Here is a 20,515-nt window from a genome sequence, read left to right on the forward strand (position 1 = left end):
TCAGGAAATCGCGGCGATCTTGGCCAGCAACTCGGCTTCGACCACCGGCTTGACCAGGTAATCGCGCGCGCCCTGGCGCAAGCCCCAGATGCGGTCCGTTTCCTGGCTCTTGCTGGAGCAGATAATCACCGGCACGTCCTGCAATTCGGGATCGCGCGCGATGGCGCGCGTGATCTGGAAGCCATTCGCACCGGGCATCACCACGTCCATCAGGATCAGGTCGGGCCTGGCCTGCTTGAGTTGCGCCAGCGCGTCGGCGCCATCCTGCGCCGTGAGGACGGCGTAGCCGGCACGCACCAGGATCTCGCTCAGGTAATAGCGTTCTGTCGGCGAGTCGTCGACGATCAGAATTGTGTGTATGGCCATCTGCTTCCTTGCTGCGTTGTCAATCAATAAAACCACTTACTCAAAATGCCCGGCCAGGTGCAGCCGCACGGCCTCCAGCAGCGCCTCGCGCGCCAGCGGCTTGGCCAGGCAGGCGCTGGCGCCTGCCATGGCGCCGCGCGCGCGGTCGAACAGCCCCTCCTTCGACGACAGCATCAGCACCGGCGTGGCGTGATGCGCCGCGCTGGCCTTGATCAGCGCGCAGGTGCGGTAGCCGTCCAGGCGCGGCATCACAATGTCGCACACGATCAGCGCCGGCCGGCAGTCAGCGATCTTGGCCAGGGCCTCGAAGCCGTTTTCCGCCACCACCACGCGATAACCGGCCTGGCCCAGGATCTTCGCTGCCGCGCTGCGTATCGTCGCGCTGTCGTCGATGACGAGTATCGTGGTGCCGGTGCACGCGGCATCGGCCGGCGCCTCGGGCAAAAAGGGACGCGTCATGTGATTATTCGACAATCTTTCATACCATAGCACAGCCTGCCGCGATACCTGCTTGCGGCAGCGGCATCCCATGGACCGCGATCAATTACAGCGCCACCATCTCGAAATCATCCTTGCGCGCACCGCATTCAGGGCAGGTCCAGTTCATCGGAACATCGGCCCAACGCGTGCCCGGAGCGATGTCTTCGTCCGGCAGGCCGGCCGCTTCATCATAAACCCAGCCGCAAATAAGACACATCCACGTTTGGAATTGCTGCGTTGTTTCGTTGCTACTCACGTTCTGCCACCCTTCAATCAAGTAAAATGCTGAATTAGGTATCTTAATCTACCCGCCGTGCAAAACCAAACTTCTCCCCTCATATTAAGCTTCGGCGTGTCCGATCCGGTCGGCGCGATCGGTATCCAGGCCGACCTGGCCACGTTTTCAGCCTTCGGCTGCCACGGCCTGTCCGTCACCACGGGCCTCTTGATCAGCGATACGGCGCGCGTGGAAGACGTGCAGGCGGTCGATCCTGACTGGGTTTCCGACCAGGCGCGCGTGCTGCTGGAAGACATGTCCGTGGCCGCCATCAAGATCGGCGCGCTGGGCAGCGTGGAAAACGTCACGGCCATCGCCGAAATCGTCTCCGACTATCCGAACGTGCCGCTGATCCTCGACCCCTTCATTTCGGCGCTGCCGGAACAGGGCATGGACGACGAAGACATCCTCACTGCCGTGCGCCAGCTCTTGATCCCGCAAACGACCCTGCTGGTGCTCTCGCCGGTGGAACTGGAACGCCTGGCAGAGACCTGGCGCGACGCCGATCCGGACGACACCCTGCAAAACGACGTCGACTATCTGGTGGCCTTGGGCTGCGAATACGTGCTCGTCACCGGCATGCCGGCCGACGCCAGCAAATCCGGCACGGCCGAAGGCAAGCTGCGCGCCAATACCCTGTTCGGCGAGGACGGCGTCGTGCGCCACGACGAATGGCAGCACCTGCCCGGCATCTTCAACGGCGCCGGCAGCACCCTGTCGGCCGCGGCCACCGCCCTGCTGGCCCTGGCGGAAAACGAAGACGATGTGCCGCAGGTGGTCGTAGCGGCGCAGGAATTCACCACCGGCGCACTGGCCCACGCACAGCGCCACGGCATGGGCAAGCTGGTGCCGAACCGGCTGTTCCGGCAGCAGCGCCCGCGCGGCGGCCAATAGACACAGACCAGACGACACAGACAACGATCCACTTTCAAGGCACGATTATCATGACGACGACTTCACAGAACGACATCCTGTTTACCCGCGCACAAAAAACCACGCCAGGCGGCGTCAATTCGCCCGTGCGCGCCTTCCGCTCCGTGGGCGGCACGCCGCGCTTCATCACGCGCGCCGAAGGCCCGTACTTCTGGGACGCGGATGGCAAGCGCTATATCGACTACATCGGCTCGTGGGGCCCTGCCATCGTCGGCCACGCCCACCCCGAGGTAGTCAAGGCGGTGCAGGATGCGGCAGCACTGGGCTTGTCATTCGGTGCGCCGACCGAAGGCGAAGTGCTGATGGCCGAGGAAATCACGCGCCTGGTGCCGTCGATCGAGCAGGTACGCCTGGTGTCGTCGGGCACGGAAGCGACCATGAGCGCCCTGCGCCTGGCGCGCGGCGCCACGGGGCGCGACAAGATCGTCAAGTTCGAAGGCTGCTACCACGGCCACGCCGATTCGCTGCTGGTAAAGGCGGGCAGCGGCCTGCTCACCTTCGGCAACCCGACGTCGGCTGGCGTGCCGGAAGACTTCGTGAAGCACACGCTGGTGCTCGACTATAACAACGTGGAACAGCTGAAAGACGCCTTCGACAGCTTCGGCGCGGAAATCGCCTGCGTCATCGTCGAACCCGTGGCCGGCAACATGAACCTGGTGAAAGCCACGCCGGCATTCCTGCAGGCGATGCGCGAACTGTGCACGCAGCACGGCGCCCTGCTCATTTTCGATGAGGTCATGTGCGGCTTGCGCGTGGCTCTGGGCGGCGCGCAGGCGCTGTACGGCATCCAGCCCGACCTCACGGCGCTGGGCAAGGTGATCGGCGGCGGCATGCCGGTGGCAGCCTTCGGCGGCAGCGCGGCGCTGATGCACCATATGGCGCCGCTGGGCGCCGTCTACCAGGCTGGTACCTTGTCCGGCAACCCCGTCGCCGTGGCGGCCGGCATGGCCACCTTGAAACTGATCCAGCAGCCAGGCTTCTACGAGCAGCTGGGCGCCACGGCCAAGCGCCTGGCCGAAGGCCTGACGGCCGCCGCCAAAGAAGCGGGCGTGGTCTTCTGCGCCGACTATATCGGCGGCATGTTCGGCATTTATTTCAGCGCCACCCCGCCGACCAGCTACGCGGAAATGATGGCGGGCGACCGCAGCAAGTTCAATGCCTTCTTCCACGCCATGCTGGACGAAGGCGTGTACTTTGCGCCCGCCGCCTTCGAGGCGGGCTTCGTCTCGGCGCAGCACGACGATGCCGTCATCGACGCCACCATCGCTGCCGCACGCAAGGTGTTTGCCAAGCTCGCGTAACGTTACACCACCGCGGTGTCCATCACCGCGGCCACCAGCGCCGGCAGGCTGGCCATGTCGCTGAACACGACATGCGCGCCAGCCGCCTTCAGGCGCGCTTCCTGGCCGGCGGCGATATGCCCGCCGCCAATGAATCCCAATACCGTCATGCCCGCCGCCACGGCGGCCGTCACGCCCGTGACGCTGTCTTCCAGCACCAGGCACTGGCCAGGCGGCACGCCGAAAGCAGCCGCCGCTGCCAGGTACAGGCCCGGATGCGGCTTGGCGTGCCCCACCAGGTCCGGCGTGAAAACGCGCTTGTCGAACAGCGGCGCCATGCTAGTCCGCTCGAGCGACGACAGCACGCGTGCGCTGACGCTGTTCGAGGCCACGGCCTTGGGCAGGGGAATGGCGGCCAGCGCCTGCGCCACGCCGGGCACGGCGCGCAACTGCGCATCGCATGCCACATCGACGGCGTTGCCGATGGCCATGATCTCGTCGGCCGGCAATTGCGGCAAGCCCAGCTCCTTGTAGATGTCCTGCATCAGCGGCACCAGGCGCTGGCCCAGGCGCGGCTCGATCAAGCCCTGCAGGGTGACGCCCTCGGGCAGGTTGGGCAGGCGCGGCCCCAGCAATTCCAGCAGCGCTTGCAGGGCCACGGCCTCGCTGTCGACCAGCACGCCGTCGCAGTCGCTGATCAGGTGGGTAAAGCGCGTTGGGATGGTGGCGGTATCAGGCATGGACTCTCCAGAAGGCAACAGTGACGGGAAATGCGGCGGCTAGCCGGCCAAGGCTGGCATCGCAACGATCATAGGTGGAACGGGCGGACGCTACCACGCAGAAAACGTCTGAATGACGATACTTTTCTGCCAAAGGCAGCCAACGGGGAAAGAATCGGGCGTCAGGCAAGCGGCTACGCGCAAATACCAATTCAATACCACGCAATACCAGTGATTATCGCTGATTTTTGAAATTGCTGCGCTCGCATTGAAATCCGGACAAGATCCGGTGGTAGCGCCGGGGCGCGGACGCGTCCCGGCGACAAGGACTTATTTCAGCCAGCCGCGGTGGCGGAAGTACAGGAAGGGGGCGATGGCGCTGGTGACCATCAGGCCCCAGGCCCACGGATAGCCGAACGACCATTCCAGTTCCGGCATCAGCTTGAAGTTCATGCCGTACACGCTGGCGATCAGGGTAGGCGGCAGGAAGGCCACGCTGGCCACCGAGAAGATCTTGATGATCTTGTTCTGGTTGATGTTGATGAAACCGACAGTGGCATCCATCAGGAAGTTGATCTTATCAAACAGGAAAGACGTGTGACCGTCCAGCGATTCGATGTCGCGCAAGATCTGCCGCGCTTCCTCGAATTGCTCGGAATTGAGCAGCCGGCCGCGCATCAGAAAGCTCACGGCGCGGCGCGTATCCATCATGTTGCGGCGGATGCGGCCATTCAAATCTTCCTCGTGGGCAATGGCATTCAGCGCTTCGGCCGCGTGCGCATCCGTAAATTCCTTTTGCAGCACGCGCGTGCTGACTTCTTCCAGGTTCTGGTAGATGCCTTCGAGCACGTCGGCCGAGTATTCGGCATCGGTGGCGTACAGGTCGAGCAGCACGTCCATGTAGTCGGCAATCGAGCCTGGCCGCGAACGGGCGCGCATGCGCACCAGGCGGAACACGGGCAAGTCGTCCGTATGCATGGAAAACAGGATCTTGCGGGCAAGAATGAAGGCTACCGTGATGACGCGCGAGGGACCGTCGTCTTCTTCGCGCAGGAAGTCCGTGCGCAGATGCAAGTCGCCGTTTTCCGCTTCGTAATAGCGGGCCGACGCTTCAATATCCTTGACTTCGTCTTCGCCCGGCAGGGTGACGTTGTAGATGGCCTTGACCCAGGCCCGTTCATCATCGGTGGGGTCGGTCAGGTCGACCCACACCGGTTCGGCATTTTCGAGGTCTGCGCGGCTGTCGATCGGCACCTGGTTGAGCCGGCCATTCTGTAATACAAAGACATTGATCATGCGCGCTCTCAGCCGGATGTTGGGTTATCGTGATGTGCTGGCGCTGGCGCCAAAAATGAAAACAGCGCAAGTGTACCCGCAAAGGCCTTTTCACGACCACCCCCGGCACCGCTTTTTCACGGAAAAAGTGCGGCGTTGCACCAACCGGGCCGATTAAGATGCTGCGCCGCAATAATGCCAATCAGGCATCCTTGATTTTATGAAAAGAAATTCCACTATCCTCAAGGCAATTCCGCCACCCCCATGCGGCGCAGGATGACACTGGTACGCCGGTTCAGGTAGCCCGTATCGCGGTGACGGTCATAATAGCGGGGATTCGGCAGCATCACGGCCAGTTTTGCCGCCTGTCCGGCGCTCAGACCCGCCGCGCTGACCCGGTAATAGTGGCGTCCGGCCGCTTCGGCGCCAAAGATGCCCGTGCCAAACTCCACCACATTCAAATAAATCTCGAAAATGCGCTGCTTCTCCATCAGGCTTTCCAGCATATACGTGATGATCAATTCCTGGCCCTTGCGCACATAGCTGCGCGAGCCGGAAAGGAACAGATTCTTCGCCAGTTGCTGCGTGATGGTGGAGCCGCCCGCCACGACCTTCTGCTTCTTGCTGTTTTTTTCATATGCCTTTTGCAAGGCTTCCCAGTCCACGCCTTCATGCTCGGAAAAATTCGCGTCTTCCGAGGCGATGACGGCCCGTTTCAGGTTGTTCGAAATGCGGTTGTACGGCACCCACGTCTGCTGGATGGTGGCGTTGGGATTCTTGTCCTGCAAGACAGACAACTGTTCGCGCATGAAAGCCGTGCTGGACGGGTTATGGTCGACCCACCACCAGATTTGCAGGAAGAAATACAGTTGCACGACGATAAACGCCAGCACGGGCAGGATGAGCAGCCACTTGATCCAGCCGTAGCGGCTGCCGCTGCCGCCCTTGCGCGCGCCCTTCTTGCCGGCGCTCACAGGGCACTGCGCAATTGCGCCAGCAAATCCTGCGTCTGCGGCCGCACGCCGCGCCACACGTAAAACGCTTCGGCCGCCTGTTCCACCAGCATGCCCAGGCCGTCGCGCACCTGCGCGCCATGCTGGGCGGCAAAGTCCATGAAGACGGTGGGCTGGGCGCCGTACATCATGTCCAGCGCCAGGGTGTGGCGGCCGAAAATACCCGGCGGCACGGGCGGCAAGTCGCCCGCCAGGCTGGCCGAGGTGGCATTGATGACGATATCGAACTGGCCATCGGGCTGCGCGAAGCTGCCGGCGCGCAGCTGCCCGGGGTGCGCCAGCGCATCGGCAAACTGCGCCACCAGCGCCTCGGCCGTGGCCACGGTGCGGTTGGCAATGAACATTTCCTGCGGCCCCTGCTCCAGCAAGGGCAGTACGACGCCGCGCGCCGCGCCGCCGGCGCCCAGCAGCAGGATGCGCTTGCCCGCGACGCTCACGCCCGCGTTGCGCACGATGTCCGCCACCAGGCCCGCGCCATCGGTATTGTCGCCAAGAATGGTTTCATTATCGAAACGCAAGGTATTGACGGCGCCGGCCGCTTGCGCACGCGGCGTCAACTCGGTGGCCAGCGCGCACGCGTCCAGTTTAAAAGGCACCGTCACGTTCGCGCCCTTGCCGCCCTCGGCGGCAAACGTACGGGCCGCCAGGGCAAAACCGTCGAGCGGCGCCAGCCGGCGATCGTAGACCATGGCCTGGCCTGTCTGCAAGGCAAACGCGGCGTGGATCAAGGGGGACTTGCTGTGGGCGATGGGATTGCCGAAGACGCAATATTGATCGGGATAAATGTTTTGCTTGCTCAATTGCTGCCGCCAGTCAGGTTAGCTTCCATTTTTTCTTCGCGCGTAAATTTGAAGCGGGTGATGACGACCCACAGGTCATCCTTGTCACTCGACAACATATTCGGTGGAAAACGACCATACGGCGCCGCGCGGCGCACGATGGCCAGAGCCGCCGCATCGAGCGCCGGGTTGCCCGAGCTTTTTTCCACGCGGGCGCCGCCTTCCTTCTGGTAAATCGTGCCGTCCTGGAAGATGGGGATATAGACGACCAGTTCGCCATACATCTTGCGGCCATTCTTTTGCGGGAAATTCAGGGTGCCGATTTCCTCGATGCGCTTTTGCAGGGTCTTGTAATACATGGCATAGCCGACTTCCTGCGTGCTGGGCGTAATAAAAGTCTTGCGCGGACGTTTATTCTGGTCTTCCACGGTCTGGCTGATTTCGGCCGCCATGCGGGCGATGGCCTTACTGCTTTCCATCAAGTCCGAGCCGCTGGCCAGGGGATTGGGCTTGTCCTTTTCCGTGACGGGCGCGGCGCTGTAAGGCGTCGGCTTGGCCGCCTGCGTCAGCAATTCCTGCTGTTTTTGTTCCAGTTCGGCAATGCGCCGGGCGCTGGCCTTGACGCTGTCGCCCTCTTCCACCTTGCGCATGTCGGGCAAGGGCGACTTGGCGCGCCCCTTGTCGGCCTGTCCACCACCGTCGAGGTTGGCTTGCGCCAGCGCCTCGGCCTTCAGCGGCTTGTTCGCATGCTTGGCATTGACCAGGATCACTTCCAGGCCGGGATCGGTAGCCACGGCCCGCTGCGGCGGCGGGGCGACAAAATGCATCGCCAGCAAGGCGCCGTGCGCCAGCAGCGATACCGCCACGGCTATCATCAGGAAACGATTCTCTCGGAAAGACTTCACGCGCAACCCAGTTCGCAACAAGCACAAGATACAAGATGGCTGAATTCTACGTCAAAGGGCGGTGCCGGCAACAGTTTTCAGCACCGCCTGATGGCCTGACGGACGCCTTACTTGACCCCGGGTTCGCTGACCACGTCTTCGCTGGCCAGTTCCGCCACTTCCGCCTCGGCATCGCTGACCTGGTTGGCCGCTTCCGGCGAGGCTTCCGGCGCCACATCGCCCTCGTCGGCGCCTTCGTCGCCCGCATCTTCCTCGTAGTCGAGCTCGGCGTCGTCGGCCGCCGCGTCCGGCACGGCGGCGATTTCCAGCAGGCGCGCTTCGATGCTCAGGTCGACTTCATCCCAGCGCAGCAAGTCCAGTTTCACCTGGGCGCCGCGCGCCACCGATGGCATGCCCGGCAGCTTGATGACCAGCGGAAGGTCGACCAGGCGCAAGATTTCATCCTTCAAGACGACGGCATCGACCTGGCGCGCGTTTTCCTGGTGCAGCCAGCGCAAGCACCAGTAGCGTTCCATGTTCGACTGGAAATCGCCATACGCGGCATACGCGGCGTCGAAGGCCGAGACGATGGCGAACAAATTCGCGTCGCGCGGCTTGAACGGGGCGACCAGCGGCGCCGTCACGCCATGCTCGGCGCAGGCGATGATTTGCCACTGGTTCACCAGGTCCGTGTAGCGGCGCAAGGGCGAGGTGCTCCACGCGTACTGATCCACGCCCAGGCCCTGGTGCGGCGCAGCATGGGTGACCATGCGCACCTGCATCTTTGCCGCCCAGCTATTGCCGCTGCCGCCGCCCTGGCTGCGGTAGATGCCCGGCACGCCATGGTCGTGCAGCATCTTGCCCCAGGTACTGTTGGCAAAAATCATCAATTCGGCAACGATCTTGTCCAGCGGCGCGCCACGCTTGCGGCGCGCCACGGTGACGATATCATTTTCCACATAGAAATTGAAATCAACGCGGTTATTCTGCTCCGGCTTCAAGCCAAACGCTTCGCGCTTTTTCATGCGGCCCTGTTCCAGCTGCTGCGCCCATTGCCACAGCACGGCAAAATCGGCCTTGTGCGGATACTCGCCTTCGCCGCTGGCCAGGGTTTCCTCGTTGACCAGGTCGTCGAGCTGGTTATGGCGCAAATTGCTGGCGATCGGCACCAGTTCCGCGCGCGTGTGCGTGCTGACAACTGCCCAGTCCGCTTTCGGGTCCAGCGTGGCGTACAGCGACAGGGCCGGGCACGTCGTGCCCTCCGCGAGCGTGAAAGCATTCACGATTTCATCCGGCAGCATGGTGATCTTGTCGCCCGGCATGTAGACGGTCGACATGCGCTGGCGCGCCATCTTGTCGATCACGTCTTCCGGACGGATGCCCAGGCCCGGCGCGGCGATGTGAATACCTACTTTCACGGTGCCGTCCGGCAACGGTTGCACGGAGAAAGCATCGTCGATCTCGGTCGTGGTCACGTCGTCGATCGAGAAGGCGGCCACGTCGGCCAGTGGCAGCTTGGCCGTCACGGATGGCACGGGTACGCTCGGGAAGCCGGCGCCTTTCGGGAAATTTTCGAAGAGGAATTTCGACAGGTGCAAGTCTTTCGGCGAAGCAATACCACCGACGGCCAGCATCAGGCGCGGCGGCGTCGTGTGCAATTCCGTGCACGCCGCTTCCAGTGCCTTGTATTCGATGGTGTTCTTGTCCGGCTTGAACAGCAGTTGCAGCACCATCGGCTGCATGGAGGCAGGCAAGCGGTTCTGTTTCAGCTCTTCCACATACGCGGCTTGCACCAGCGCCTGCTGTTTTTTCTTTTCGATGCCGGCCAGGGCCGCCTTCAGGGACGCTTCCGGCGCCGCCTTGTAGCGGCCACGGCCCTTCTTGTAGAAATACACGGGCGCCGAATGCAAGGCCAGGATCAGGCCGGCAGCTTCCGGCGGCAATGGTGCGTGACCGAAATACTCGGCGCCCAGCTCGGCAAAGCCGAACTCGTCTTCGCCCGCCACTTCCCACAGGAAATCGAGGTCGATCTCGGCAGCAACAGTCTTGGCTTGCTCGAGCAGCTCGGCCGGGGACGGCTTTTCATACTGCAGCAGCACATCCTTGACCTTGACCTTGGTGCGCTTGCCGCTGGCCATTTCGACCTGGTACGCTTCACCCGCTTGCGACAGGACCGTGCCGACCTTGAAATCGCCGGATTCTTCAAAAAATAGATTCATTGTTATGCTTTGTTTATTAATGTGTCGGTTGCAACGGTGCGAGTGACGGACGTCAACTCCAGCACCGCCGGCAAAAATACTTCGGTTACCAGCAGCAACCCCTGGTGACGCTGGTACAGGCAGCGGCGGGCAAAAAACAGCGACTTGTCACCGACGCGCTGCCCGTCCCCTGCCAGCGCCGCCTGCGCCCGCTGCACCAGCGGGTGCCCGGCGCGCAAGCGGGCAAATTCCAGTTCACCGCGCCGTACCATGCGGTCGCCAAACAGGGTCGTGCCCAGCGAACGCTCGCCCAGCGCGGAAAACAAGGGCCAGTCCGTGGCCGTCGCCTGCATGGGCACGACGGTATGGCCAAACACGGCCGGTTTGTTATCACAACGCAACAGCACTTCGCGTTCCCACACCCGGCCCGCACGGTGCAAACCGATGATGGCGGCCTCGTCGGTCAAACAGCGCGATGTTTCCTGATGCAAACATTGCACGCGGAACGCGCTGCTATGCGCTTTCAGCTTGGCCGTCAGCGAACCGCCGCCCGTCAGCCAGTGGCGCAAGGCCGGCGGCGCATTAACGGCATTCACGTGCGCATGCCATTGCGCCTGGCGCAGCGAACCCGGCCTCACCGGGCAGAGTCCGCGTCGATGCCGCAAAAGGCCAGCACGGGCGCCAGGTATGCGGCAAATTCGCTGATGCCATGGTCGCTGCCATCGATAACGCACTGCTGCGCCCCCTGATAATGCGCCACCATGTCGCGGTAGTCGAGTACTTCATCGCCCGTGGCGGCAATCAGGAAATAACGTTGCGGCTGCGTAATTTTCTCTACAGCAAACGTACGCAGCTCATCGATGTATTCGCGCTTGAACTCGAATGGCTTGTCCGAATGGAATTCGGTCGTCACGCCCACATGTTGTTCCAGGTCAATCAGGGGAACAATCGCCGGATTGAGCAGCACGGCGCGGCAACCGAGCTGTTCGGCCAGCCAGGTGGCGTAATAGCCGCCCAGCGAGGAGCCGATAATCGTCAGGTCGGCCGGCGCCACCTCCTTGACCAGCGACAAGGCCAGTTCGATGGCCAGCTTGGGCGAGGCCGGCAACTGCGGGCACAGCCATTCTGCTTCGCGGCCCAGCGCCTGCATCTGCGCGGCCAGCAGGCGCGACTTCATCGACAGGGGCGACGAGCGAAATCCATGCAGGTACAGAATCATCGGCCCAGCGCCTCCAGCAACTTCTGGTGCACGCCGCCAAAGCCGCCGTTGCTCATGACGACGATCTGGTCGCCGGGACGGGCGGCAGCTGCCACGGCCGCTACCAGCGCATCGATGTCTTCATAGGCGCTGGCAATCTGGCCCAGCGGCGCCAGCGCGTCGCCCAGGCTCCAGCCCAGCGCGGCATGGCTGCCGAAACCGAAGACCAGGTCGGCATCCTTCAGGCTGCCGGGCAGCGCATCTTTCATGGCGCCCAGCTTCATGGTGTTCGAACGCGGCTCCAGCACGGCCAGGATGCGGCCGATGTTGCCGATGGTTTGGTTCATTTTTTGGCGCAGCCCGCCCACGGTGGTGGCAATGGCCGTCGGGTGATGCGCGAAATCGTCGTACACGGTAATGCCGTTGACCTCGCCGCGCACTTCCATGCGGCGCTTGACGCTCTCGAACGTGGCCAGCGAGACGCACGCCTGGGCAATCGGCACACCCACGTGGCGCGCGGCGGCGATGGCCGCCAGCGCATTGCTGCGGTTGTGCTTGCCCGTGAGCGCCCACGCCACATGGCCTTCCTGCTGGCCATTGAAGTACACGTCGAAGCTGCCATCGGCCTGCTCTTGCAGTTGCCAGTTGGCATCTTGGCCGAAACTTTCTTTTTCGCTCCAGCAACCGCGCGCCAGCACGCGCTGCAGCGACGCTTCGTCGCCGTTGAACACGAGGCGGCCGATGCCGGGCACGGTCCGTACCAGATGGTGGAATTGCGTCTCGATCGCGTGCAGATCGGGGAAGATGTCGGCGTGATCATATTCCAGGTTATTCATGATGGCCGTCTTCGCGTGGTAATGCACGAACTTGCTGCGCTTGTCGAAGAAAGCCGTGTCGTATTCATCGGCTTCGATGACGAAGAAGTCCGAATCGGCGCTTTTGCCGTCGATCTTGCCGCTGAGGCGGGCGGAAATGCCAAAGTTCATCGGCACGCCGCCGATCAGGAAGCCCGGCGCGTAGCCCGCGTCTTCGAGTATCCAGGCCAGCATGGCCGACGTTGTCGTCTTGCCATGCGTGCCGGCCACGGCCAGCACCCACTTGTTGCGCAAGATGTGTTCGCCGATCCACTGGGGGCCGGACACATACGGCAGGCTGCGGTTGAGGATTTCTTCCACCAGCGGGTTGCCGCGCGAGACCACATTGCCAATCACATACAAATCCGGGTTCAGCTTGGTTTGTTCCGGATCAAAGCCCTGGATCAGTTCGATTCCCTGCGATTCCAGCTGGGTGCTCATCGGCGGATACACGTTGGCATCGCAACCAGTGACTTTATGGCCGGCTTCCTTGGCCAGGACAGCCAGGCCGCCCATGAAGGTACCGCAAATGCCGAGAATATGAATATGCATGTGATCAGTGCGAAAGGTGCACGCTTAAGTAAGTAAGACGGTGAGATAAAAAACAGCAAGTGCAGGATTTTACCTGACGCCATGACTTTTTCCGCTTCAGAGTATCATCTCGCTCATGACGAACGATGCATTTGACGATAGCGCGCAGTTGCGCCTGGAAATCGCCGCCGCTGCCGCGCGCCTCGTGGCGCAGGATGGCGCCGACTATGGCAGCGCCAAGCGCAAGGCGGCGCGGCAAGTCCTGGGGGACGCGCCGAACCGCCCCAATATCTTGCCGGACAACGACATGATCGAGGAACAGGTGCGGCAATACAATGCCCTGTTTCTGGCCGACAGCCAGCCGGCGCGATTGTTCCAGCTGCGCACGATTGCGTTGCAGGTGATGGAAGCGTTGCAACAATTTCATCCCCTGCTCAGCGGCCCCGTGCTCAATGGCACGGCCGGCCCCCATGACGAGATCTATTTGCAGCTGTTTGCCGAGAGCGCCAAGGACATCCACATCTTCTTGCTGAATAAAAATGTCGTGCTCGACATGTCGGAAAGCCCGCATTTCAAGGGAGCGCGTTATGATGCGGTCGAGACAGCCAGTTTCTTGTGGAAAAACGAAGGCGTGCACGCGGCCATGTATGAACTCGACGATATGCGCGGCGCGCTGAAAGCCAAGGCGGATGGAAAAGTGCTGCGCACCGACATCGCCGGGTTGCGCGGCCTGCTGGCCACCAGCCTCGCCGACGGCGTGCCGGCTGCCGACTAACATTGATATAGATAAAGTTATGACAAAAAAGAATTGGATCGCCTGCGCCATCGTGGCGCTGATGTTCGGCGGCATGGGTGCTTACGTCGGTTTGAGCAAGGAAAAAGCGAAAGAAGCGGGACCGCAGACGACCGCCATCGCGCCAGGCGCGAAGGGTCCCGTCAACGAACTGTATGCGCTGTCCCTGCCGGACGCGGCGGGCGTCACGCAAGTCTTGTCGCAATGGAAAGGAAAAAACCTGCTGGTGAATTTCTGGGCGCCGTGGTGCCCCCCTTGCGTGGAAGAAATGCCAGAGTTATCCGAAGTGCAAGGCCATTATGCGGCGAAAAACCTGCAGGTGATCGGCATCGGTATCGATTCGGCCAGTAATATTGCCACTTTTGCCAGCAAGGTCAAGATCGCCTATCCCGTGTATGTGTCCGGCATGAGCGGCACCGACCTGTCGCGTCATTTTGGCAATGCCACGGGCGGTTTGCCCTTTACGGTGCTGATCGGCGCCGATGGCGAAGTCAAAAAGACCTATCTGGGCCGCTTGAAATTTGATCAGTTGCGCGCCGATCTGGATAAATTGTAAATTCGGAGCGTGCTTTTTTCTCTTGCCAATGCGTATCTTTGGCGGCAAAATGCGGAACTTTCGCTAAAACGGTCTTCCATACATGGCAAAAAACCTCCTTCTGCTCAACGGTCCCAACCTGAATTTGCTGGGAACGCGCGAGCCTGAGGTCTACGGCGCCAGCACCTTGGCCGATATCGAGCAGGCAGCAATGGCGCAAGCCATGGCGGCCGGTGCCGACTTGGTTTGCTTTCAAAGCAACCATGAAGGCGCGCTGATCGACCGCATCCATGCCGCGCGAGCGGAAGGGATCGATGCCATCGTCATCAATCCGGGCGGCCTGACCCATACCAGCGTTGCCTTGCGCGATGCGCTGGCCGGGGTCGCCATCCCGTTCGTGGAAGTCCATATCTCGAATATTTATCAACGCGAAACGTTTCGACATCACTCATTTCTCAGCGCGATCGCGCAGGGGACGATCTGCGGCCTGGGTATCGATGGATATCGGTTTGCCATCGACTTTGCGCTTAAAAAACGTTAATCTACGCGATCTGCACGCATTTAGCGCGGCGATAGGTTCTTGGACATCACCGCATCACTCATAAAACAAACTACATTCCTAGGGGTTTTACATGGATCTACGAAAACTCAAGACCTTGATCGACCTGGTCGCCGAATCGGATATCGCAGAGCTGGAAGTTACCGAAGGCGAAAGCAAGGTTCGCATCGTCAAATCGTCGGCCATGCCGCAAAACCAGATGGTCATGATGCAGCCGCAAGGCATGCCAGCCCAATACCAGCCAGCCGCGCCAGCCGCCGCTCCCGCTGCGGCAGCCGCCGTCGTGGTCGCCGCCGAGCCAACGGGCTATGTGGTCAAGTCGCCGATGGTCGGTACCTTCTACCGCTCTTCCGCTCCTGGCAGCGCCGCCTATGTTGAAGTGGGCTCGACCGTCAAGGAAGGTGATACCCTGTGCATCATCGAAGCGATGAAGCTCCTGAATGAAATCGACTCCGATAAAGCCGGTGTCGTGACCCAGATCCTGGTCGAAAACGGCCAACCGGTCGAATTCGGTCAACCCTTGTTTGTGATCGGCTAAAACCCAGTCCACACGGCCGGCAACGGCCGTTTGCAGTTTTAGCCCCTCACACTTGTTGTTTCGCCGGCTCGCCGGCTCTCACAGACATACGCGAACCTACCATGTTTGAAAAAATCCTGATTGCCAACCGTGGTGAAATTGCCCTCCGTATTCAGCGCGCCTGCCGCGAAATGGGCATTAAAACGGTTGTAGTCCACTCCGAAGCCGACAAGGACGCGAAATACGTCAAGCTGGCCGACGAATCCGTTTGTATCGGCCCGGCCCAGTCGTCCCTGAGCTACCTGAACATGCCCGCCATCATCAGCGCCGCTGAAGTGACGGATGCGCAAGCGATTCACCCAGGCTATGGCTTCCTGTCGGAAAATGCCGACTTTGCCGAACGCGTCGAGAAATCGGGCTTCGTCTTCATCGGCCCCCGCTCCGAATCGATCCGCTTGATGGGCGACAAAGTGTCGGCCAAGCAAACCATGATCAAGGCTGGCGTACCGTGCGTCCCCGGCTCGGAAGGCGCGTTGCCGGACGATCCGAAAGCGATCGTGCAAATTGCCCGCAAGATCGGCTACCCGGTCATCATCAAGGCCGCCGGCGGCGGTGGCGGACGCGGCATGCGCGTGGTGCACACGGAAGCGGCCCTGATCAACGCCGTGGCGATGACCAAGACGGAAGCCGGCACGGCCTTCGGCAATCCTGAAGTATATATGGAGAAGTACCTGGAAAATCCGCGCCACGTGGAAATCCAGATCCTCGCCGACGAACACAAGAACGCCGTCTGGCTGGGCGAGCGCGACTGCTCCATGCAGCGCCGCCACCAGAAAGTGATCGAAGAAGCACCGGCGCCGGGCATCCCGCGCAAGCTGATCGAGAAAATTGGCGACCGTTGCGCCGAAGCGTGCCGCAAGATCGGCTACCGCGGCGCCGGCACGTTCGAATTCCTGTACGAAAACGGCGAGTTCTATTTCATTGAAATGAATACCCGCGTGCAAGTGGAACATCCGGTCACCGAGATGATCACCGGCATCGACATCGTGCAAGAGCAGATCCGCATCGCCGCCGGCGAAAAACTGCGTTTCCGCCAGCGCGACGTCTTGCTGTCGGGCCACGCCATCGAGTGCCGTATCAACGCGGAAGATCCGTTCAAGTTCACGCCATCGCCAGGCAAGATCGTCTCGTGGCATGCACCGGGCGGCCCCGGCATCCGCGTCGACTCGCACGCCTACGCCGGCTACTACGTGCCGCCGCACTACGACTCGATGATCGGCAAAGTGATCGCTTACGGCGCCACGCGCGAGCAAGCGATCCGCCGCATGCAGATCGCCCTGTCCGAAATGGTGGTCGAAGGCATCAACACGAATATCGCCCTGCACCGCGAACTGATGATCGACGCGCGCTTCATCGAAGGCGGCACCAACATTCACTATCTGGAACAGAAACTGGCCGATATGCCGGACCTGGGCAAGAACCTGAATAGCGGCAGCCCCAGCATCGCCAAGAAATCCGAAATCAAGGCGGGCGCATGAGCTGGACGGAAATCGTCATTGAAATTGCCCGCGACAACGCCGAGGCCATGTCCGACGCGCTGATGGAAGCGGGCGCCCTGTCGGTGTCGGTGGAAGACGCCGATGAAGGCACGGATGCCGAGCAGCCCTTGTTTGGCGAGCCCGGCATGGAACCGAAGGAAGCGGCGTGGGAACGCAGCCGTGTGGTGGCGCTGACGGACGTCGACGCCGACCAGGCCGCCATCGTGGCCGCCGCCGCCCAGGCGGTCGGCATGACGGACGTACCTGTCTTTACCATGCGCCCCGTGGAAGAGCAGGACTGGGTGCGCCTGACGCAGTCGCAATTCGCACCGATTCACATCGGCAAGAATATCTGGGTCGTGCCCAGTTGGCACGAGGCACCGGATCCTGACGGCCTGATCCTGGAACTGGACCCTGGCCTGGCTTTCGGCACGGGCAGCCACCCGACCACGCGCCTGTGCATGGAATGGCTGGAAGCGACCCCTGCTCCCGGCAAGACCGTGCTCGACTACGGTTGCGGTTCCGGCATCCTGGCCATGGTGGCCAAGAAGCTCGGCGCGCAAACGGTCGCCGGCGTCGATATCGACCCGCAAGCGATCGAATCGGCGCGCGACAATGCCGCACGCAACCAGTGCGAGATCGAATATTTCTTGCCAGACACGTTTGCCACTTCGGCACACGCCACGGCCAAGTTTGACATCGTCGTCGCCAACATCCTGTCGAGCCCATTGAAACTGATGGCACCGATGCTGTCGGGCCGCGTTGCCGACGGCGGCGCCCTGATCCTGTCCGGCGTGCTGGCACGCCAGGCGGAAGAAGTGGCCGCTGCCTACGCACCGTTCATCCAGCTGGGTGTATGGGCCGAGCAAGACGGTTGGGTGGCCCTGCATGGCCGCCTGGGCAGCACGCAAGCACCTGCGCCCCGCGCGGAAGGTGCATAAGCACAGCAATGGCCCTCGCCACCAAATGCCCCCATTGCAACACGATATTTCGGGTCGCTGCTGACCAGTTGAAGTTACGTGGGGGCATCGTGCGCTGCGGCACGTGCAGGGAAGTCTTTGACGGCAATGCCGCGCTGGTCGATCCAGCTGCGGCATCGCCGTTTTTAACATCCGGCCCCGGCACTGCCGCCCCCCTGTCGACCAGTTACCCGATCGACAACAGCCTGCCGTCCTCCACGGACGACGAACCCATTTATTCCCTCGACTTCGATACCTCGTTCGACCCATTCGGCATCTTGCCGGAAACGGCGCAGCTCAAGGACGATGCAGACGATGGCGAGCACATCGAGCTGGACCTCGACGTGGCCCTGCCCGACGAGGCGCTGGACCACGTGCCGGCCGCCGCACCGCTCGATATACCTGAAGCAACACCAGTAGAAACACCGGCAGAACTGCCCGAACCACCGTTGCCCCAGCTAATGGCGCCCTTCAAGCGCCGCCAGATCGATGACGCGCCCGCCTTCGCCACGTATTTGCGCGATAGCCGCCGCGAACCGAACCTGGAAGCGGCGGCAACCCCAGTGGCCCCGACATTGCCTGCCGCCGAAAAAGTCAACCTCGACAAGCCCCTGCCGGCGGCGCCTGCCGCAACCAGCCCCGCGCGCCGGGAACCCACGCTGGCCGACCCGCTGCCCGTCCCCCCCATTACGCCGGATGCCGCCGAAGAGCAGGAAGAACCCATCCAGCCGCCGGCCGACGACGAGCCGGCCTTTGTGACATTGGGCCGGCGCCGCGAACAGAGCGGCAAGGCCTTGCGCGTGGCCATGGCCCTCGGCTCGGTGGTACTGCTGCTATTATTATTCCTGCAAGTAATGACCACCTTCCGCAATCCGCTGGCGGCGCAATTTCCGCAGTGGAAACCGACCCTGGTAGCGCTGTGCAAGCTCAGTGGCTGCCAGGTCGACTTGCCGGCGCAAATCGAGGCGCTGGCCATCGAGCAAGGCGAGTTGCAAACTTTGAAGGACCAAACCTTTTCCTACGTCTCGCTGCTGCGCAACCAGGGCCGTAGCGTGCAAGCCTGGCCCAGCATCGAACTGATCCTCAACGACGCCAACGACAAACCGGTCTTGCGCCGCGTAATCGCGCCGCGCGACTACCTGCCGGCCACGATCGACGTGAGCACGGGGTTTGCGCCGCGTTCGGAACAAGCCATCAAACTGTACTTTGCATTAGACCAGCTCACGGCGTCTGGCTACCATATCGCCATCTTTTACCCTTAACAGACACTATCATGACCAAAACATCGCTGATCTGCGGCTCGCTTGCCACCGACACCATCATGCAATTCCCCGGCCGCTTCGGCGAATCCCTGCTGGCCGACCAGTTGCACAAGGTAAACGTCTCCTTCCTCGTGCCCACCATGCGCACGGAGTTCGGCGGCTGCTCGGGCAACATCGCCTACAGCCTGAAAATGCTGGGCGGCGACCCGCGCATCGTCGGCGTCATGGGGCAAGATAGCGCCGCCTACCTGGAGCGCCTGCAAAAGCTGGGCATTTCCACCGCCAACATCCTGATCAAGGCCGACAGCTACAACGCGCAATGCTTCGTTACGGCCGACGCGGACAATAACCAGATCAACGCCTTCCACCCGGGCGCCATGTCGTTTGCGCATGAAAACCCGATCGCCAATGCGGGGCCGGCCAAGGTGGCCATCATTTCGCCGGATGGCGACCAGGGCATGCTCAAGCACGCCGCCGACCTGGCCGAGCTGGGCATTCCCTTCATGTTCGACCCGGGCCAGCAGTTGCCACGTTTCAATGGCGAACAGTTGATCGACTTCATCAACAAAGCCACGTATGTGTCGGCCAACGACTATGAAATGGAGATGTTGATGGAACGCACGGGCCTGACCCTGCCGGACATCGCCAGCCGCCTGGAAGCGCTGATCGTCACGCGTGGCGAAAAAGGATCGGAAATCTATACGGACGGCAAGCGCATCGACATTCCTGTCGTGACCGCCAAGGAAGTGCTGGATCCGACCGGTTGCGGCGATGCCTACCGTGCTGGCTTGCTGTTCGGCATCACCAACGACCTGGGCTGGGAAACCAGCGGCCGCCTGGCCAGCCTGCTGGGCGCCATCAAGATCGCCACCCAAGGCGCGCAAAACCACGTATTTACGCCGGAAAGCATCGCCGACCAGTTCGAAGCGGCGTTCGGTTACCGCTATTAATATGTAGTCCGGTCGGCTTGTGCGCTAGCGCCAGGCCGACCTCCTCGTTTTACCTCAATACAATAATCATCCCCACCAGCACTTGCGCAATCTGCAGCAAGATCAACGCCACCAGCAAAGACAGGTCCAGGCTGCCGACCAGCGGCACGACCTTGCGGATCGGACGCAGCAGCGGCTCGTTCAGGGCCCGTACGAACGGCGCCAGCGGCGCATGCGGGTTGACCCAGCTGAAGATGGCTTCGATGATCAGCAAGGCCATGAAACCGTAGAGTATCCATTGCAGGAAGCGTTGCAGCGACTTGAGCAGTACCACCTCGACGGGATAGCCGGCAATAAACAGCACCGAGCTGGCCAGCAGCACGATCAGGAAGGCGCCGATCAGGCTGGCCCAGTCATACCCGCCCACGCCCGGCACCACGCGGCGCAGGGGGCGCACCAGCCAGTCGGACAATTGAAACGTGAATTGCGCCACCGACGAGGGCGGCCGCACGCGCACCGCCTGCATCCAGAAGCGCAGCAGCAACACGCCGCCCAGCAAGGTGGCGATGGTATCAACGATCAATGTAAGGATAACGATCAGCACGACTAATTCTCCAAAAAAAAACCGCTGTGTGA

General features: G+C 61.8%; 24 protein-coding genes. 11 read left to right on the forward strand and 13 right to left on the reverse strand.

Features of this window, described 5'->3' with window-relative positions; genetic code table 11:
• The 3 genes from VPH40_RS13955 to VPH40_RS13965 form a co-directional block, all read right to left on the reverse strand.
• A complete protein-coding gene (locus tag VPH40_RS13955; protein WP_077408483.1) occupies nucleotides 1-366 on the reverse strand; it encodes a response regulator in 366 nt (121 codons plus the stop codon).
• A 36-nt stretch (nucleotides 367-402) separates the two neighbouring features.
• Nucleotides 403-825 carry a response regulator gene (locus VPH40_RS13960; RefSeq protein WP_328573716.1) on the reverse strand — a complete coding sequence of 141 codons (423 nt, stop codon included), beginning with the start codon at nucleotides 823-825 and terminating at the stop codon, nucleotides 403-405.
• Between the two features lie 85 nt (nucleotides 826-910).
• Nucleotides 911-1,063 (reverse strand): rubredoxin, encoded by a 153-nt coding sequence (locus VPH40_RS13965; RefSeq protein ID WP_010401308.1) that lies wholly within the window; start codon nucleotides 1,061-1,063, stop codon nucleotides 911-913.
• A 96-nt stretch (nucleotides 1,064-1,159) separates the two neighbouring features.
• Here VPH40_RS13965 and thiD point away from each other — a divergent pair, with 96 nt between their 5' ends.
• Nucleotides 1,160-2,017, forward strand: coding sequence for a bifunctional hydroxymethylpyrimidine kinase/phosphomethylpyrimidine kinase (thiD, locus tag VPH40_RS13970; protein WP_289900301.1), 858 nt, complete (start codon nucleotides 1,160-1,162; stop codon nucleotides 2,015-2,017).
• Nucleotides 2,018-2,067: 50 nt separating this feature from the next.
• Complete coding sequence (hemL, locus tag VPH40_RS13975; protein ID WP_099666534.1) at nucleotides 2,068-3,357, forward strand: glutamate-1-semialdehyde 2,1-aminomutase; 1,290 nt, start codon at nucleotides 2,068-2,070, stop codon at nucleotides 3,355-3,357.
• 2 nt (nucleotides 3,358-3,359) lie between these two features.
• Here the strand turns inward: hemL and VPH40_RS13980 are convergent, their stop codons facing one another.
• Together VPH40_RS13980 and corA are read right to left on the reverse strand one after the other, a co-directional pair.
• Complete coding sequence (locus VPH40_RS13980) at nucleotides 3,360-4,076, reverse strand: HAD family hydrolase (protein ID WP_305054007.1); 717 nt, start codon at nucleotides 4,074-4,076, stop codon at nucleotides 3,360-3,362.
• 309 nt (nucleotides 4,077-4,385) lie between these two features.
• Nucleotides 4,386-5,351, reverse strand: coding sequence for a magnesium/cobalt transporter CorA (gene corA / locus VPH40_RS13985; protein WP_077408488.1), 966 nt, complete (start codon nucleotides 5,349-5,351; stop codon nucleotides 4,386-4,388).
• Between corA and VPH40_RS13990 the strand changes: the two genes are divergently transcribed.
• On the forward strand, nucleotides 5,350-5,508 hold the full coding sequence (locus VPH40_RS13990) for a hypothetical protein (RefSeq protein ID WP_161789554.1): 159 nt from the start codon (nucleotides 5,350-5,352) through the stop codon (nucleotides 5,506-5,508). The genes corA and VPH40_RS13990 overlap by 2 nt on opposite strands.
• A gap of 64 nt (nucleotides 5,509-5,572) precedes the next feature.
• On the opposite strand, the gene mtgA is transcribed toward VPH40_RS13990, so the two are convergent.
• From mtgA to mpl, 7 genes are all read right to left on the reverse strand, one after another.
• Complete coding sequence (gene mtgA, locus VPH40_RS13995) at nucleotides 5,573-6,319, reverse strand: monofunctional biosynthetic peptidoglycan transglycosylase (RefSeq protein ID WP_442906654.1); 747 nt, start codon at nucleotides 6,317-6,319, stop codon at nucleotides 5,573-5,575.
• Complete coding sequence (aroE, locus tag VPH40_RS14000; protein ID WP_328573718.1) at nucleotides 6,301-7,143, reverse strand: shikimate dehydrogenase; 843 nt, start codon at nucleotides 7,141-7,143, stop codon at nucleotides 6,301-6,303. Before aroE ends, mtgA begins: the two co-directional genes overlap by 19 nt.
• Nucleotides 7,140-7,997 carry an energy transducer TonB family protein gene (locus VPH40_RS14005; protein ID WP_289913189.1) on the reverse strand — a complete coding sequence of 286 codons (858 nt, stop codon included), beginning with the start codon at nucleotides 7,995-7,997 and terminating at the stop codon, nucleotides 7,140-7,142. The genes aroE and VPH40_RS14005 overlap by 4 nt, the downstream gene beginning before the upstream one ends.
• Before the next feature lie 137 nt (nucleotides 7,998-8,134).
• Entirely contained in the window at nucleotides 8,135-10,225 is a 2,091-nt protein-coding gene (locus VPH40_RS14010; RefSeq protein ID WP_328573719.1) for a ribonuclease catalytic domain-containing protein, read from the reverse strand.
• 2 nt (nucleotides 10,226-10,227) lie between these two features.
• Nucleotides 10,228-10,842, reverse strand: a complete 615-nt coding sequence (locus VPH40_RS14015; RefSeq protein WP_305062760.1) for a chorismate--pyruvate lyase family protein — start codon at nucleotides 10,840-10,842, stop codon at nucleotides 10,228-10,230.
• The gene (locus VPH40_RS14020) at nucleotides 10,839-11,423 is read right to left on the reverse strand and encodes a YqiA/YcfP family alpha/beta fold hydrolase (RefSeq protein ID WP_289903512.1); all 585 of its coding nucleotides are present in this window, start codon (nucleotides 11,421-11,423) and stop codon (nucleotides 10,839-10,841) included. Before VPH40_RS14020 ends, VPH40_RS14015 begins: the two co-directional genes overlap by 4 nt.
• Nucleotides 11,420-12,808: a UDP-N-acetylmuramate:L-alanyl-gamma-D-glutamyl-meso-diaminopimelate ligase gene (gene mpl / locus VPH40_RS14025; RefSeq protein WP_305062762.1), complete on the reverse strand. Its 1,389-nt coding sequence runs from the start codon at nucleotides 12,806-12,808 to the stop codon at nucleotides 11,420-11,422. The genes VPH40_RS14020 and mpl overlap by 4 nt, the downstream gene beginning before the upstream one ends.
• A 115-nt stretch (nucleotides 12,809-12,923) precedes the next feature.
• Between mpl and VPH40_RS14030 the strand changes: the two genes are divergently transcribed.
• From VPH40_RS14030 to VPH40_RS14065, 8 genes are all read left to right on the forward strand, one after another.
• Nucleotides 12,924-13,562 carry a hypothetical protein gene (locus VPH40_RS14030; protein WP_328573720.1) on the forward strand — a complete coding sequence of 213 codons (639 nt, stop codon included), beginning with the start codon at nucleotides 12,924-12,926 and terminating at the stop codon, nucleotides 13,560-13,562.
• Between the two features lie 19 nt (nucleotides 13,563-13,581).
• Nucleotides 13,582-14,136 (forward strand): TlpA family protein disulfide reductase, encoded by a 555-nt coding sequence (locus VPH40_RS14035; protein WP_328573721.1) that lies wholly within the window; start codon nucleotides 13,582-13,584, stop codon nucleotides 14,134-14,136.
• An 82-nt stretch (nucleotides 14,137-14,218) separates the two neighbouring features.
• Entirely contained in the window at nucleotides 14,219-14,656 is a 438-nt protein-coding gene (gene aroQ / locus VPH40_RS14040) for a type II 3-dehydroquinate dehydratase (protein ID WP_034746628.1), read from the forward strand.
• 91 nt (nucleotides 14,657-14,747) lie between these two features.
• The gene (gene accB / locus VPH40_RS14045) at nucleotides 14,748-15,212 is read left to right on the forward strand and encodes an acetyl-CoA carboxylase biotin carboxyl carrier protein (protein ID WP_077408497.1); all 465 of its coding nucleotides are present in this window, start codon (nucleotides 14,748-14,750) and stop codon (nucleotides 15,210-15,212) included.
• A gap of 101 nt (nucleotides 15,213-15,313) precedes the next feature.
• Nucleotides 15,314-16,729, forward strand: coding sequence for an acetyl-CoA carboxylase biotin carboxylase subunit (gene accC / locus VPH40_RS14050; RefSeq protein ID WP_099666524.1), 1,416 nt, complete (start codon nucleotides 15,314-15,316; stop codon nucleotides 16,727-16,729).
• Complete coding sequence (prmA, locus tag VPH40_RS14055) at nucleotides 16,726-17,670, forward strand: 50S ribosomal protein L11 methyltransferase (RefSeq protein ID WP_328573722.1); 945 nt, start codon at nucleotides 16,726-16,728, stop codon at nucleotides 17,668-17,670. Before accC ends, prmA begins: the two co-directional genes overlap by 4 nt.
• An 8-nt stretch (nucleotides 17,671-17,678) precedes the next feature.
• Nucleotides 17,679-18,950: a DUF3426 domain-containing protein gene (locus VPH40_RS14060; RefSeq protein ID WP_328573723.1), complete on the forward strand. Its 1,272-nt coding sequence runs from the start codon at nucleotides 17,679-17,681 to the stop codon at nucleotides 18,948-18,950.
• Between the two features lie 11 nt (nucleotides 18,951-18,961).
• Nucleotides 18,962-19,900 (forward strand): carbohydrate kinase family protein, encoded by a 939-nt coding sequence (locus VPH40_RS14065; RefSeq protein WP_034746615.1) that lies wholly within the window; start codon nucleotides 18,962-18,964, stop codon nucleotides 19,898-19,900.
• Between the two features lie 49 nt (nucleotides 19,901-19,949).
• Here the strand turns inward: VPH40_RS14065 and VPH40_RS14070 are convergent, their stop codons facing one another.
• Nucleotides 19,950-20,483: a YggT family protein gene (locus VPH40_RS14070; RefSeq protein ID WP_305058733.1), complete on the reverse strand. Its 534-nt coding sequence runs from the start codon at nucleotides 20,481-20,483 to the stop codon at nucleotides 19,950-19,952.
• Nucleotides 20,484-20,515 lie beyond the last annotated feature (32 nt).

This window comes from Janthinobacterium sp. P210005 (assembly GCF_036231865.1).
Lineage (GTDB): Bacteria > Pseudomonadota > Gammaproteobacteria > Burkholderiales > Burkholderiaceae_D > Janthinobacterium > Janthinobacterium kumbetense.

What these genes read in the sequence shown, in the direction of transcription:
- VPH40_RS13955 (WP_077408483.1), bottom strand. Translation starts at nt 366, where the DNA reads ATGGCCATACACACAATTCTGATCGTCGACGACTCGCCGACAGAACGC.
- VPH40_RS13960 (WP_328573716.1), bottom strand. Translation starts at nt 825, where the DNA reads ATGACGCGTCCCTTTTTGCCCGAGGCGCCGGCCGATGCCGCGTGCACC.
- VPH40_RS13965 (WP_010401308.1), bottom strand. Translation starts at nt 1,063, where the DNA reads ATGTGTCTTATTTGCGGCTGGGTTTATGATGAAGCGGCCGGCCTGCCG.
- hemL (WP_099666534.1), top strand. Translation starts at nt 2,068, where the DNA reads ATGACGACGACTTCACAGAACGACATCCTGTTTACCCGCGCACAAAAA.
- VPH40_RS13980 (WP_305054007.1), bottom strand. Translation starts at nt 4,076, where the DNA reads ATGCCTGATACCGCCACCATCCCAACGCGCTTTACCCACCTGATCAGC.
- VPH40_RS13990 (WP_161789554.1), top strand. Translation starts at nt 5,350, where the DNA reads ATGCGCGCTCTCAGCCGGATGTTGGGTTATCGTGATGTGCTGGCGCTG.
- corA (WP_077408488.1), bottom strand. Translation starts at nt 5,351, where the DNA reads ATGATCAATGTCTTTGTATTACAGAATGGCCGGCTCAACCAGGTGCCG.
- VPH40_RS14005 (WP_289913189.1), bottom strand. Translation starts at nt 7,997, where the DNA reads ATGATAGCCGTGGCGGTATCGCTGCTGGCGCACGGCGCCTTGCTGGCG.
- VPH40_RS14010 (WP_328573719.1), bottom strand. Translation starts at nt 10,225, where the DNA reads ATGAATCTATTTTTTGAAGAATCCGGCGATTTCAAGGTCGGCACGGTC.
- VPH40_RS14020 (WP_289903512.1), bottom strand. Translation starts at nt 11,423, where the DNA reads ATGATTCTGTACCTGCATGGATTTCGCTCGTCGCCCCTGTCGATGAAG.
- mpl (WP_305062762.1), bottom strand. Translation starts at nt 12,808, where the DNA reads ATGCATATTCATATTCTCGGCATTTGCGGTACCTTCATGGGCGGCCTG.
- VPH40_RS14030 (WP_328573720.1), top strand. Translation starts at nt 12,924, where the DNA reads ATGACGAACGATGCATTTGACGATAGCGCGCAGTTGCGCCTGGAAATC.
- VPH40_RS14035 (WP_328573721.1), top strand. Translation starts at nt 13,582, where the DNA reads ATGACAAAAAAGAATTGGATCGCCTGCGCCATCGTGGCGCTGATGTTC.
- aroQ (WP_034746628.1), top strand. Translation starts at nt 14,219, where the DNA reads ATGGCAAAAAACCTCCTTCTGCTCAACGGTCCCAACCTGAATTTGCTG.
- accB (WP_077408497.1), top strand. Translation starts at nt 14,748, where the DNA reads ATGGATCTACGAAAACTCAAGACCTTGATCGACCTGGTCGCCGAATCG.
- accC (WP_099666524.1), top strand. Translation starts at nt 15,314, where the DNA reads ATGTTTGAAAAAATCCTGATTGCCAACCGTGGTGAAATTGCCCTCCGT.
- prmA (WP_328573722.1), top strand. Translation starts at nt 16,726, where the DNA reads ATGAGCTGGACGGAAATCGTCATTGAAATTGCCCGCGACAACGCCGAG.
- VPH40_RS14060 (WP_328573723.1), top strand. Translation starts at nt 17,679, where the DNA reads ATGGCCCTCGCCACCAAATGCCCCCATTGCAACACGATATTTCGGGTC.
- VPH40_RS14065 (WP_034746615.1), top strand. Translation starts at nt 18,962, where the DNA reads ATGACCAAAACATCGCTGATCTGCGGCTCGCTTGCCACCGACACCATC.